The sequence below is a fragment of the Urinicoccus massiliensis genome (assembly GCF_900120405.1).
GTDB lineage: Bacteria > Bacillota > Clostridia > Tissierellales > Peptoniphilaceae > Urinicoccus > Urinicoccus massiliensis.
The window spans coordinates 104,493-118,364 of the sequence record NZ_LT635493.1; the positions used below are offsets into that span (position 1 = coordinate 104,493).

Sequence of the window (13,872 nt, forward strand, 5' to 3'; positions counted from 1 at the left end):
ATCCAAGACCCTTTGGCGACGCTAGATTGCGTCCAATGTATCAATAATTTTTTCAAACTGTTTTCGCTTTATCTGAATACGATTGCCATTCATAATCAGCCAATCAGCATTTTTATTTTCATCTGCCAAACGACGGAGCTTATTTTCGCCAATACGGAAATACTTAGACGCTTCTTCAATGGTCAGGGTATAACGCTCCCAGATAGGAATATCTGTCTGCTTCATAAAATCCTCCTTTCCCAATCACACGTTAGATTTCATAAAAGTAGTTTTACAAGCAATCGAACAGCTTTAGCAAAGCTCACGGGAGTTCCACCCTTGCACGGTTCTCGTCCAACTGTACTCATTGCCTGCGACGCTTTTAACGCTCGGACTATGACGATACAGGAGTATCATTATTACGATAAGAATGTCTTCGCTGGCAATCCTGCTAAAGATTACTTCTCGGATCACTGACATGAATCGCTCGCTATCTTTACAGGGCAGGTCATGGCGGTCAGCTCCGTTGGCTCTTTTCTTATCGAAATGTATTCGACTGCTGTTATTCAGTTTTCAAAGAACAGATGGCTTGTCAGCCTATCAAAACATACTGAAAGACAATATGCTTTGATGGAATAACAAACCTCCCCAATCGGGAAGTATGGAAAGCTCGTCCGCACTTCCACGAAAAGAGAGATAAATCGGTGCTACTCAATCTCAAATGACAGGATTTTTGTAATCAACCTGGTTTCCATTCGTCCACGTAAGACCTCATCAACGACCATACTTTGATTGCCATATTCATCTTTCATCAACCGTAGAGAGCGTTTAGCAATGTACCCTCTGTAATAATGTAGAATCTGGTTAATCGCTTCTGTATCGCCATCACAAGCCTTTACAATCAATGGGAATGGAATTCTGGAATATTCTTTTCTCATTCTTCGTTTTCCTCCTCCATAAACTTCTTGATTAAGGCTAGTCCACTGGTTCTATGCCGATAGACAGTAGAACGGTTCAATTTCAACAGGTCTGCAATTTCTGAATCGCTCATGTCCATAAAGTAAAACAGCAGTAGAATTTCACGTTTCTTGTCTGGCAACTCACGTAATGCTTCACTCAACAAATCATTTTCAACGCCTACTGATAACCCATTGAGTGTAAAAATCTGAAAGTCAGTTGAATAGTTATCTGTTGTCGCAAACTGGCTAACAAGATAATCGCCAACATCCGAAAAGGACACCTCACGCTTTGCAATCCTTGAAAGATAAAGCATATAATTCTTTCGCTCGTCTTCCATAGCACGTTTACAGATATAGTCAAACTGATTTTCTATTGTGGTCTGAAAAGAAGATGGTTTCATGTTTCTCACCCCCTTTCTGTCTAGGAAAGGAAGTGAGCCTTGCTCGTTTATCTCCTTTCACTCTTAGTCCCAATGTGAAAGGGGGATTTGTTGCATTACTGATAAATAAACTTTGTAAAAAAGTTCTGAATAGCCAAAAAAGCATATAAACAGATTTATTTCTCTGTTTACATGCTTCTGTTATTCTATCTATATGATTTATAAAACCACATTGGTGGACGTACTTATCTATTGCAGATAGACGACTTTTTTTGACAAGAACCCAATGTAAGGAAATTTATTGTATATGATGTACTTCATGGCGACGTTGACCTCCAACAAACCGCCATTTGGAAGTAATATACAATATTTTAACAGCGTAAATAGCACTACCATATAACGGTTTTTTTTATTGGCGTTTAGTAGTGCTTTTTATTAAATATAAACCTATAAACCATATAACACGTTTTTCTATACCTGTTTTTAATTCAGTAGGAACAATAAAATGTATAGAGGTGGTCTACTATGCGTAAAAAAGAAGATAAATATGATTTTAGAGCCTTTGGTTTAGCCATTAAAGAAGCTCGATTGAAACGAGGTTTAACTCGTGAACAAGTGGGAGCATTGATTGAAATTGACCCACGGTACTTAACTAATATTGAAAATAAAGGGCAACACCCCAGCATACAAGTTCTTTATGACCTTGTATCGTTACTTCATGTTTCCGTTGATGAATTTTTCTTACCTGCTAATAACTTGGTAAAAAGCACCCGACGATTACAGATAGAGAAATACATGGATAGCTTTACAGACAAAGAACTATCCTTAATGGAATCTTTAGCCAGCGGTATCAACGAAGCAAGAAACATCGAAGACTAATTAAAAGAATCCATACATAACGGAAAGAGCCGATAAAATGAGATTGTATTAATCTCATTTTATCGGCTCTGCGTCTTTGCGTCTGGCTCTGTAATCACAGTTACTTTGAACTGCTTTATTTCAATTAAATTTTCTTGTCTGCATTTCGGACAATAGAGGGGGAATTTTTTTAATTCAGTATCTTCCCTTATCTTTAATCGTGTTTTATTTCCACATACAGGACACAATATCCACTTGTAGTTTATAATAACTATCTCCTCCTTTACACTTTAATTCAAATCTTTATTAAAAAATATTTCATCTTATTTAACAAGAAACCATATTTATATAACAACATAAAATACACTAAGTTATTTTATTGAACATATATCGTACTTTATCTATCCGACTATTTGGACGACGGGGCTGGCAAACAGGTTCACCGGTAGTAACATGGTACCCTTTTAACTCTGTTAAACAAACACTACGTCCATTTGTAAAGAAAGTTAAATCACTACGATATTCTTGAATACACCGAGCAGGGATTTCTCCACTAAGAATGACCTCATTATTTTTCAATTGAGTGTCTACGATGTTCGCACAATATTTAGGAGCATCGTTGTATGCTCGTGAAAGATATTCCTGTGGCGCATAAATTTTAAAACTAAGATATGGCTCTAACAATTCTGTTCCAGCTTTTTTTAAGACTTGTTCCAATACAATAGGAGCAAGCATCCGAAAATCTGCTGGGGTACTAACAGGGCTATAGTATAAGCCATACTTAAAACAGATTTTACAGTCCGTCACATTCCAACCATATAATCCTTGTTCGCAACCATAGCGTATCCCTTCCATAACTGCATTTTGAAATGATTGATTTAAGTATCCAAGAGAAACCGAGCTCTCATACTGCATTCCACTTCCCAACGGAAGCGGTGATACAGATAAACCAATGGAAGCCCAGAAAGGATTTGGCGGCACTTCGATGTGAATGGTATATTCTGCATTTTTTAACGGTCTCTCCATATAAATGACTGTAGGCTCTTTTAGTTCTATCTCCACATGATACTTTTCTTGCAACAGTGCACTAATCACTTCCATTTGTACTTTCCCTAAGAAAGAAAGTATAATTTCATGTGTCGTAGAATCCACGTAATATCGTAGAAGCGGATCACTATCTGAGATTTCCAAAAGGGCATCAAGCAACATTTCTCTCTGTTCAGGTTTACTCGGTTCAACAGTTGTTTGTAGTAGAGGGTGCGGATTTTCAATCTTTTTTCTCTGTGGCAATAGTTTTGTATCTCCAAGAACACTATTTAACTTCAAAAACTCATTTTGCAAAATAACAATTTCTCCAGAATAAGCTCTATCAATCTTACATAATTCACCATTTATTGAAGTATACATTTCTGTAACTTTTATTTTTTCTTTTTCTGATACTCTAACCGAATCTCGTAAATGTAGTACTCCACTATAAAGGCGTATATATGCAAGACGTTGTCTTTTTTTTGTATATTCAATTTTGAAAACATTTCCGCAAAGTTCAGACGGACCTCGATGTGTTGATGAATAAAATTTATTAGTAATAACTTCTATAAGGTTATCAATCCCTATATTACTTTTTGCACTTCCATGATAAAGAGGGAACAGAGAACAATTCTGAAATCTTATGCTTTCCTCTTGTTCGAGTTCCAATGCTTCTAATGATTTACCGGACATATATTTCTCTAAAAGGTCATCGTTTCCCTCTATTACCGTATCCCATTGTTCAGATTCGGTAAAGTTCGTCACACACATATTAGGATACAGTTCTACCTTCTGTTTGATTACAATTTCGGCAGAAAGTTTCTCTTTAATATCCTGATAAACCGTTGATAAATCAATTCCATTTTGGTCAATCTTATTGATAAAAAAGATTGTGGGAATCCCCATTTTCCTAAGTGCATGAAATAATATACGAGTTTGTGCTTGTACGCCATCTTTTGCAGAAATCAGTAGAATTGCCCCATCTAAAACTGATAATGAACGATATACTTCTGCTAAGAAATCCATATGTCCTGGCGTGTCTATGATGTTCACCTTCGTATTTTCCCACTGAAAAGAGGTTATTCCTGTCTGAATTGTAATTCCTCTCTGACGTTCTAAAAGCGTATTATCCGTCCTCGTTGTACCTTTGTCCACGCTTCCTAATTCTGTAATCGCTCCACTGTTATATAATAAGCTTTCTGTTAAGGTAGTTTTTCCTGCATCAACATGAGCTAAAACTCCAATATTAATAATTTTCATGTGATTTTCCTCCATTCAAAAACCCAAAAGGGCATAAAAATCCCAGTGATAAATACTTTTATCACTGGGATTTTTATGCATAACCATAGGTATACAAAGCATACAGATATTCTCTGGATACTTTAGAATCACATGATAAAGGTATTCTTAAACTGGGTACAAAAAACTAAGCCCTCCTAAAAAAGGACATCCAATTATTTGTTCCCACTATCAAATTGACAGTTTATTTAAGAATACCTTGCCGCATATTTATTAACTCCTTTTAAATAGATACTTAAATAATAGCACGTAAGAGCATATTTGTAAAGGAATCTCCAATTTTTTATCAAAGAGAGTACGTGATTACAAAATAGCTGTAATAATGTACCAATATTTGTTATTCTATAATCTTCCAATTACTCCCGTTCTTTTCAAGTACCAAATCAAATTGAGATACCTGCGTTGCTTTGGTCTGCTGGTCGATATACTCCACTGTCAGCGATACCGTGACTTGATTATCCTTACGATTGTGAATAGGATTTACCAGTTCTTGAAAGATGTACTCTTTTCCGATTGGTTTTAATATCCCGTCATTCACATAGTAGGAAAGTTCACTGGCTGTCGCTGTAGGATAGAGCTTGAAGAACGTCGTTAAAAACTCATTGATTTCATTGGTTGTAATGGAATCAACCGTCCCCTCACTTTCAATGGCTTTTGGTTTATAACTTGATTTCTTAGGTATGTTGGTAATGGTCGGATTCTTAACCAGTACCATATTTCCAGAACCATCTACATAGACACTCACTATATAAGCAGAGTGGACGGTCTTTGTATTTTCTCCCTCTGTAATGAGCTGGTCTACACTGTAGGTTACATTAAACTCATTGTCGCCAGTTGGCTCTACCGTCCATATCTGAAATCCTCTTACAGAAGACGATACAGGAATATCTTTGCGTACTGTATCAACATTGAGAGCTTGAAGTTCATCTGTCAGATAGCCTTTTAGACTTTCCATTCGATTATCAATGGACTTATCGGATTGCTCCCATGAATAGTAGACTTTCGCAAAGTTCTCTACAAAATTTTCTACATGATGAGTATCAACGTATTCCTTTTCTATGATAGTTGTTTCGTGAATAGTATGAGTATCTATAGCTGTAAAGTGCTTGAATATCGCAAAGCTGAAACTAAGCCCTAAAAGTACCCACAAGGCAATCACAACCTTTTTATGAGGATTGACCTTATAGTAGACACGAGGTTTCTTTTCCTTTGGTATCTGTTTTTCTTTATTCTGATTTTTTCTAAATTTCATCATTAAATCTTCCTTTCTCATTGTTTGATTCGTCCTGCTCCCACTAAATGCTGTTGCCAGTAGGGGCTTGTTAAGTCGGCATAACCGATTGGGTCGCCTGCATGAAACATACGGTTATTGCCAAGGTATATCCCAACATGAGTAATATAAGAGCCAGCGTTATAGGTAGAATGAAAGAAAACCAAATCGCCAGCTTGTGCTTCCGATAGTGGGATATGCTGGGTCACATCATATTGCTGTTGTGCGGTTCGTGGTAAGTTAATTCCAGCTTTTCCATACGTCCATTGTGTCAGTCCGCTACAATCAAAAGAAGTAGTCGGGGAAGCTCCACCGTAAACGTATCGCCAGCCCTCATATTTCAGTGCTTCGTCCATGATGGCTTGTACCGTATCATCATCAAACTCTGTTGTGACAAGATACTGCGTTACCAGTTGCACATAAAACATATTGCCATAGTTGTATCGCCAGCCCCCATTGATAGGTATGGCTATGGGATTGGGGTAAGACACTTTTTCGCCACCTGAATACTCTTTTGAGAAACTTTGAGCCAGTTCAAAGGTATATTTATTTCCACGATTAGCCACATACCCTAAGAAACCACCACCATAATTGTAGGACTGGATAACCGATTCTAAATCTACACTGAGCCTTTCGCTACTGGCTAATAATTCACTGAAATACTTCACACCTTGCTTAATGGATTCTTCTGTACTCAATGAATTAGGTGGAAGACCGAGGGATTCCGAGGACTGCATAACATCTTCCGCAGTACCGCCCGATTCCACCTGTATAATCGCAAGAAGTATGTTGACATATTCTTCAACGCCATATTCTTTGGCATATTTTTCTACCATAGGCTTATGAGCCAGCACTTCTGCGGAAACATTCACACCTCCATAATGAATATTGGAAATTCCGCTGTCCTGTTCATCTGAAAATAAAATGGCAACAAGCAGAAGCAGTGAGAAGACCATCAAGAATAATCCAGAACCACCAATCACTAAAGTTTTCAACTTCATGGTTTCTTACCGACTTTCTTAATGGTGGCGGTTTTGATTGGTGGTCTACTTCTTGTATTTTGTAGTGGTACTCTTTGAACAGTAGACGGACGTTCTTTTGTGATTGGACGTTGTGAAGTTCTATCTGCTGTAGTGGTTGAAGTTGCTGGCTTTTGAACGGTTTTTTCTTGAACGGTATTGCCTTGGCGTTCCACTTTTGGACTTGAAAAATCGGACTTAACTGCTGGACGCTCTTGTTTGGCTTGTTGAGATTCCTTATATGAAGTCTGAATATTAGACTGTTTTGAGGTCTGTTCATCATGATATTGTTCTTGTCTTGTAGTCGGTCTTTCATGAACAGAAGAAGCAGGCTGTTTTTTCTGTTTGACCTGTTCCATTTCAGAGCGACGCTTCGCAATGGTTTTTCGCCTTTGTTCCTGCTGTTCCTTGCGTCCACTGGCTCTGTCCGCTTTGGTTTGAGAAATACTACTGGTTAAATCACGGACATTCTCTTTTACTTTGGATTTTCCTTGATATACTGCATATCTTGCATTGGTCGGCAAATCTTTAACCTGTTCTTTCAAACCACTAGCAGTGTCTACCATTCTGTCTTTGGTATCAGCTACTGTACCGATGGTTTGACCGATACGTTTTCCAAGTGTTGATTTTTCCTTTCCGTCTGGTCGGGAGTGATCTGCTTGTGTCCTTGCAGAACTCCCCGAACCCGACTGTCCTTTTTTACCTGTAACAATGGCAGACCCAGCCCCTAGAGTAGTCATGGAACGTCCAAGTTTCCGCTGTAGACGGTGCATGTGAGCGTGCATAAGCATACGAGGTTTTCTCATCACACGACTTCCCACACTTTGAGAATCGTTACTCTGTAGAGAAAACATACTCATTAAATCGCCCAGCTTGAAGTAGATTCCTGCAAAGGTCACAATCTGTAGAAAAGCAATCAAAAAGAACGGATAACCAGCCGATAAGGTATAGAGCATGGTTGAAATACTAAATGCTGTCGTAATAATCAATGTGATTCCAGCTCGTGTCAAAATGGTATTAAAGAGCTTTGTTATGGCTCGTTTTGACATACCATCAAATGATGGAATCATGCTTAAAATAAAGCTCACAGGCAGAAACATAGCATAGATGATAAAAAGTACCTGCGAGAAAATCATGATTCCTGTTAATAGGAATACAAATATGGAAATCCCAATATTGAAGACAAATAGGAAGAAGACTGTACCTAAACGGTTAATGGTCTTTGTAATGGTTAGATTGGTATTGCTTCTGTCTTCAATTTCTTCCGCAACAATTTTTTCTCTGTCTTCGCCATTGTTGGAATCTGGGCTGGTGGAGAGCAGGCTTTCCACACGGTCAATACCGATACTTTCAATGTCTGAACTGTTGTATTGAAGCAGTAGCCACGGTTGCTGAACCTGTATGGAAAACAGGCTATCTCTGATTAAGTCCACGCTGTCCTTGCCTTGACTATCGGAATGGGGCATGACAATCTTCGTGCCAAGTGATAAACTGGCATTACTGATGTCTGATGAAAAGTCATTGATTTTTTTAATGTAGTCGGGAGCGTAGGCAATAAAGGAAGCCGATAGGATAAACACCAGCACAAAATTCATAATGGCATGAATTGCCTTTGTGGTTTCTCTCTTTATCAGTCCCGTATAGGCAACATAAACCCCAAGAACCAAAATCAAGAGTAAGAGGAATCCAACATAGAAACCCTCTGTTGAAAATCCGTTTGCACTCACACCAGCTAAGGTCTGCATATTCTTACCAATGGAATCTGCTGTAGCGGAAATGAAGTCTAAGGAATAGGCTTCCTGTACTAAGTAACCTGTCGCATTGGAAACATACAAACTGATTGTCCAAATAAAATTGGTAATGGCATATAGTCCATACATGACCTGTTTTCCAATCCCGTCCGACCAGTTCCACGGAAGCCAGCCCCAGCTATTATCCACATAAAAATCCAGTTGATAGTTTTCAAGTGGGTATCGGCTGTATTCATTTGCCACATTGACCGTATCATCTACCAAGCCCGCAGCTTGAACCACCGTTCCCAGCATGGCTAAAAGAAAAATGGCAATCACAAGTGTGAAAGCCACTGTCATTGCCACTTTACCTAGACGTTTCAGCGTCCAGTTTGATTTTATTCTGTTTACTATTGATGGTTTCACATTTACACCTCTTTTCGCACAGGTGGTCTGGTATCAAAGGCATGGAGCAGTTCTTCAAATACAGGGTGGAACTGTATCACACCGACACGACCATATAAATCACTGATAAGGCATTGCCCGTTTTCCAAATCACGCAATCGCTTCTGATTGTTTTCGTCCTCTGGGTCTACACCAAAAAAGGCTAAGGTCTTTTTAATCTCGTTAAGGTCAGTGGAACGAAATGCAAATTTTAAGCCGAGGTTATTTTTCAGTTTTTCATCTAAGAGGTCGTCTGTATTTTGGGTCACGAAATATACCCCAGCGTTCATAGCACGACCAGCCCGAACCAGCTTCATAGATAGTGTTTTTCCTTGTGCTACCTGTAAAAAGCTCCACGCTTCGTCTAAGTCAACAATTTTAAAAATGCTTCTGTCTGTATGGATAAAGTCTAACGCAAAGGTACTAATGACAATCAGCATTGCCACCGATAGTAACTCCATTGTGGTATATTCCTCAAAGGAGGTTTCTTTATCGGGAAGTACCAAGTCGGCAACCTGTATGATGTTCAGTTGTTTTTCAAGACTGATAGACTGCTCCACATATCCATCACTAAAGAGCAGATGTGCAAAGTCATAGTCTGTAAAACTTTCGATATGGTCGGCTATGCTGGTGCTTATTTGAGTTCCCTCAACCCGTAATTCCTCAATCACTTTCAGAAGACCTCGCACTTCACTATTAGTTACAGCACGAATGGCTTTTCGTAGAACAGGGAAACGGTCAGAATCTCGTGATGAAATCCCCGTAAGGAACGTCAAAATGTCGATTGCCAGTGATTCAGAATCTTTGGGATTTTTCATAATCACGTAAGGGTCAAGTAAGCCTTTATTTTTCTCATCAGAAGTCAGATTGACAATATTAATTTCGTGAGCGATTTCTGGCAAGGTTTCTTTCCATCTGCCACGTTCCGCTTTCGGGTCAACAATCACTGCTTGTGCCCCATAAAGCACTGCATAATAGACGATAAGGTTATTCGCAAAGGATTTTCCACCGCCTAGCGAACCTACAAAGGCAGACGCTAATGCATTGGTTACTGAACCCTTAACCCCTTGACTGGCAAGAGCAGGTTTGAGGTAGACATTGCGTCCTGTATCTAAGCTATAGCCAACATAAATACCCTCATTTTCGCCAAGCATTTGAGTAGCACCGAAACCAAGTCCAGCTAAGAAATCAGAGGTTACATACTGAATATAGTCATTCATATAACGCTTGCTTGATGGTAAAAATTCTTCATGTAAGCCCAGCATATCTCCAAATGGTCGTACCAACTTGACACTTAAATCGTCATAAAAATCTTTCACTTCATTACAACGACGTTTCAATTCGTCCAAGTCATTTGCGGAAACACGCACCACATAAGAGAGCTTATACATGGATTCCTTGCTTTGGTCTAAATTATTTTCCAGCTCATTGACACTTTCCAGAGCTTCCGCCACATTAGAGCTGGTTTCGTTATCACTTTGCCATGCGTGGTTATCTAGGTCTTTTAGTTCTTTCTTTTTATTACGAACGGTGCTTAGTGCTTTACGGTTTGCCACGATTTCCACATTCATAGAAGTATCAATCGGGAATGTAAATTGCTGTTGCTGGTAGTAGAAGATTTCAGAGGACGGAAAGTCCAATTCGCCGACAATGCTGTTGATGGTAAAGTACGCCACATAGACGGTTTCGTCTTCCTGTTGAATTTTTAGGTATCGCTGTTTTTCTTCCACCAGACAACGGGTCGGTTTAATAAGGTCATAATATTTAATCAGCGTTTCATTATCCAGCTTCTTCTTTGATAGATGGTACTCATAATCTTCATAAGCTGTACCTGTCTGTCCATAAAGATGTTCAATCAGATAGCCGAAGTCGTCCTTATCCAGTCTACGGATTTTGAAACGACGAGAGATTTTATTTTCCAAGAGCTTTTCCATCTTCTGAAAACGCAGGATTTCATCATTACTCATGCTGACAAAATCGCCCATTAGCTTATGGTTCACATCATAGACAAAATCAGACAAAGCATTTTTGGCTTCAACGGTAAGACTTTTCATAGAAAACTCTTGATCGTTGAGAAGCAACTTAAAGCCGATAAAGAAGCGGTAGTCCACTTGATTTTCGCCAATCATGGATATTAAAGCGTCTGTCTGTTGGTCGATTTTGTCATAGGCAATTACTTTGAGTTTGCCAGTTACTTCCTCTTTGGAACGTTCTTGTGCAGAACGTATGCTGGATTCTGTACTGATTTGTAGAGCATGAATCTTGCCATCACGATTTTGTGCGATAAGCTGTCTGAAAGAATCATGCACTTGTATTTTCTGTTCTGGACTTAGGAATGAGTAATTGTAAGGAATAAGCTCATAATAGGCGTAACATTCGCCATCTTTATTCCAGACCAGATTATTTTCAATGTATTTAATTGGATATGCCATAAAATTCACTCCTAACTGTCGTAATGGCTTCTTGTGGCTGGTTTCTGCCAAGGGTTACTTTTTTCCCTGCATAGGTCAGCTTTGGTCGCAGTGCATAAGCAATGACAGACTTCAAAAATCCATAAGGCTTTTTACCATCAAAGGTTTTTGTAGACATAAACCATGTGAAAGCCACAGGAATTCCAAAATATTTGAGAAATGCTCCCTCAATCATGGAAAGAGGTGGCAAGTTGCCAAGTATCATAACCGCAAACAGTGACACGACAAACCACGTCATTTGCGTAAAGGTTATGGGAAACGGAAGTCTAAAATCGTTGATGGAGTACAGCACTTTCTCAACAGACCAAATACTGGTATAGCTTCGTATTTTCTTCATAGAATCAATCCTTTCAATAGACGATTTCAAAAATCCCATAATTGGTTGTGATAAAAGTTCCCGAAATTTCTAAATCACGACCATAGGATTCGTAATCAATATAGTTTTGAAGACTGGTTGGCACTTCGCCCAATACTCCAGTTTCTTCAATGTAGTAACGTGCGACATCTGCCATATCATCACAATCCGAGTGAATGATAATATCCTCTTGATGTTCGCTTAGTTCCTCAATACTTGAAAAATGAGTGAGCAGAGCAGATAGCTCGGATTGTAGTTCCTCTGGCAACTCCGATACCATTTCCCATAGGCGATTGAGTTCGCCAATAGAAGTGTATTCGTCAACCGTAAAGGGTAACTCATAATCGTGAATGGCGTATTCCTCGTATTCATCATTCAAGCCGATTTTCTCTTTGACTTCTTCAAAATCAATGGGAAAGGTAAACCAAGCACCGACTAATTCTCCTTCATTGTATTTACCTAAGTTGGCAATATAGACTTGCATATCGTCCATGTGTTCACGTCCTTTCTTTGTAGAGATTCAAAAATCCCTACCGCACTTCGTTTGGTGTACCATTCTTTTGCGGAACATAAGAAAACCACTTATATTCCACAAAATAACGGTTTAATTTAAGCACCGATAATGCGATTAAATAGCTCTAATAAAATGTCTTTTACTCCAGCAGCGTTGAACACCAAGCCCACCGCAATAATCGCAATGATGAGAAAGCCAATCAGTTTACTAAACTCACGCTTGAAGCCAAGATACAAGCCAATTACAACGATTGCTAAAAGTACCAGTGATTGAGCATTTGATAGAAACCAGTTATAAAGGTTTTGTCCAAAATTCATAAAAATGTTCTCCTTTCTGTATGCAGTGAATTTGTATTTAAGTTATTTTTTTGTCGTTATCACGTCCTGTTCTTTTACCGACTGTTGCTTTAAAATCTGCTTGTGTCGGTCTGTCAGTTTCGCATGGTCGAGAATGTCTTTCACAACCTGCGTCTGGTTAATTTCATCAAGTGTAATAGCAACCTTTAAGGTCGGGGCGACTTGATGAGATAGCCAGTTTAGTGTCCTTTGGAAAGAGTAAGGCTCTGGTTTTGTGGTTAGCTTTAATCGTTCACGATTGTTTCCAATAAACCATGCCCATTCTTCATTGAGTTTCCAATCGGAACGTGCTTTTGAATCGTCCTTATCCACAAAGCGGATATACCGATTGATAATCTTAAAAGCTGTATGCTCTGGATTATCATAGACAAGTAAATCACGTACTGCATAATAGGCACGCTCATTTTTTAGTCGGATTTCAAAACGGTTTTTAACCTCTGCGTCTTCAATGGGAATATCATTTTTCTTGTACTGCTCATAGTCCTTTTCATAGATACAGAAATAGACTTCGCTTTGTAATGAACCGATATAAAGCGTGTTTCCCATACATTCCTTTTCATCTTTGCGTACCAGTTCGCCACTGCGATAGCTCTTGAAACTGCGGAACACCGAAATACACTCTTCCTGTAGGCATTTTTCCGTCAGTGTGGGAATATTCAAAATCCCTGTTTTATCGTTGATGGCAAGGTCAAGGCGTTTCATCACGCCACCAGCCACCAAAGCGTCCATAAAGAACTCATACCAGCTTCTTTGTTGTGCTAGAAGATAGCTTTCAAATTGTCTGCACCCACGACCTTTTAATTCCACCAGAACACCTTTGTCTATCTCATGAGAGCAGAGAACGAATATATCGCCTAAGGCATAATGTTCTGAATAAGAATAAAAGCCATAGTCTTCATGAAGAAAATAGGAAAGTTTCAATTGCAATATTTCTTCAACCACATGCTGTACGTCCATTGTGGGAAAGCGAATCCTTACATAGTCAAAGAGCATTTCAAGTGGGGCATCGGGATTGAAGCGTTCCAGAGTTTCCCAAAGGGATTGTTGCAACTCGTCTGATGGCTTAACCTTGCCAGTTTCAATGTCGCTAAGATATTGCCTTGTAATGCCTGTAGCAATAGCCAGTCGGTTTTGAGATAGCCCATAAGCCAACCGTTTTTCCTTTAAATGCTGTATCAAAGTTTGTTCATTCAGTTAAATCCCTCCAATTAA

General features: G+C 39.0%; 15 protein-coding genes. 1 reads left to right on the forward strand and 14 read right to left on the reverse strand.

The genetic code is table 11. The annotated features are described in order from the left end of the window. Positions 1–21: 21 nt before the first annotated feature. From BQ7400_RS05115 to BQ7400_RS05130, 3 genes are all read right to left on the reverse strand, one after another. Positions 22–225 (reverse strand): excisionase, encoded by a 204-nt coding sequence (locus tag BQ7400_RS05115; protein ID WP_072469709.1) that lies wholly within the window; start codon positions 223–225, stop codon positions 22–24. A gap of 461 nt (positions 226–686) precedes the next feature. Further along, positions 687–917: a helix-turn-helix domain-containing protein gene (locus BQ7400_RS05125; protein WP_001224508.1), complete on the reverse strand. Its 231-nt coding sequence runs from the start codon at positions 915–917 to the stop codon at positions 687–689. Further along, a complete protein-coding gene (locus tag BQ7400_RS05130; RefSeq protein ID WP_005957428.1) occupies positions 914–1,339 on the reverse strand; it encodes a sigma-70 family RNA polymerase sigma factor in 426 nt (141 codons plus the stop codon). Before BQ7400_RS05130 ends, BQ7400_RS05125 begins: the two co-directional genes overlap by 4 nt. Before the next feature lie 504 nt (positions 1,340–1,843). Here BQ7400_RS05130 and BQ7400_RS05135 point away from each other — a divergent pair. After that, a complete protein-coding gene (locus BQ7400_RS05135; protein WP_001227347.1) occupies positions 1,844–2,197 on the forward strand; it encodes a helix-turn-helix transcriptional regulator in 354 nt (117 codons plus the stop codon). A gap of 59 nt (positions 2,198–2,256) precedes the next feature. Here the strand turns inward: BQ7400_RS05135 and BQ7400_RS05140 are convergent, their stop codons facing one another. From BQ7400_RS05140 to mobT, 11 genes are all read right to left on the reverse strand, one after another. Next, complete coding sequence (locus BQ7400_RS05140) at positions 2,257–2,424, reverse strand: cysteine-rich KTR domain-containing protein (RefSeq protein ID WP_000336323.1); 168 nt, start codon at positions 2,422–2,424, stop codon at positions 2,257–2,259. Positions 2,425–2,542: 118 nt separating this feature from the next. Beyond that, the gene (tet(M), locus tag BQ7400_RS05145) at positions 2,543–4,462 is read right to left on the reverse strand and encodes a tetracycline resistance ribosomal protection protein Tet(M) (RefSeq protein ID WP_000691736.1); all 1,920 of its coding nucleotides are present in this window, start codon (positions 4,460–4,462) and stop codon (positions 2,543–2,545) included. 15 nt (positions 4,463–4,477) lie between these two features. Beyond that, complete coding sequence (locus BQ7400_RS05150; protein ID WP_011058339.1) at positions 4,478–4,564, reverse strand: tetracycline resistance determinant leader peptide; 87 nt, start codon at positions 4,562–4,564, stop codon at positions 4,478–4,480. A 274-nt stretch (positions 4,565–4,838) separates the two neighbouring features. Further along, a complete protein-coding gene (locus BQ7400_RS05155; RefSeq protein ID WP_001224320.1) occupies positions 4,839–5,774 on the reverse strand; it encodes a conjugal transfer protein in 936 nt (311 codons plus the stop codon). Next, the gene (locus BQ7400_RS05160; protein ID WP_425445224.1) at positions 5,771–6,766 is read right to left on the reverse strand and encodes a bifunctional lytic transglycosylase/C40 family peptidase; all 996 of its coding nucleotides are present in this window, start codon (positions 6,764–6,766) and stop codon (positions 5,771–5,773) included. The genes BQ7400_RS05155 and BQ7400_RS05160 overlap by 4 nt, the downstream gene beginning before the upstream one ends. Before the next feature lie 2 nt (positions 6,767–6,768). After that, positions 6,769–8,946 carry a CD3337/EF1877 family mobilome membrane protein gene (locus BQ7400_RS05165; RefSeq protein WP_000804748.1) on the reverse strand — a complete coding sequence of 726 codons (2,178 nt, stop codon included), beginning with the start codon at positions 8,944–8,946 and terminating at the stop codon, positions 6,769–6,771. Positions 8,947–8,948: 2 nt separating this feature from the next. Then, a complete protein-coding gene (tcpF, locus tag BQ7400_RS05170; RefSeq protein WP_002368314.1) occupies positions 8,949–11,396 on the reverse strand; it encodes a conjugal transfer ATPase TcpF in 2,448 nt (815 codons plus the stop codon). Next, positions 11,380–11,772 carry a conjugal transfer protein gene (locus BQ7400_RS05175; protein WP_025186755.1) on the reverse strand — a complete coding sequence of 131 codons (393 nt, stop codon included), beginning with the start codon at positions 11,770–11,772 and terminating at the stop codon, positions 11,380–11,382. Before BQ7400_RS05175 ends, tcpF begins: the two co-directional genes overlap by 17 nt. Before the next feature lie 13 nt (positions 11,773–11,785). Further along, entirely contained in the window at positions 11,786–12,283 is a 498-nt protein-coding gene (locus tag BQ7400_RS05180; protein WP_002368312.1) for an antirestriction protein ArdA, read from the reverse strand. Positions 12,284–12,399: 116 nt separating this feature from the next. Beyond that, the gene (locus BQ7400_RS05185) at positions 12,400–12,621 is read right to left on the reverse strand and encodes a hypothetical protein (protein WP_001009056.1); all 222 of its coding nucleotides are present in this window, start codon (positions 12,619–12,621) and stop codon (positions 12,400–12,402) included. A gap of 42 nt (positions 12,622–12,663) precedes the next feature. Continuing rightward, positions 12,664–13,839: a MobT family relaxase gene (gene mobT / locus BQ7400_RS05190; protein WP_002390710.1), complete on the reverse strand. Its 1,176-nt coding sequence runs from the start codon at positions 13,837–13,839 to the stop codon at positions 12,664–12,666. Positions 13,840–13,872: the final 33 nt, after the last annotated feature.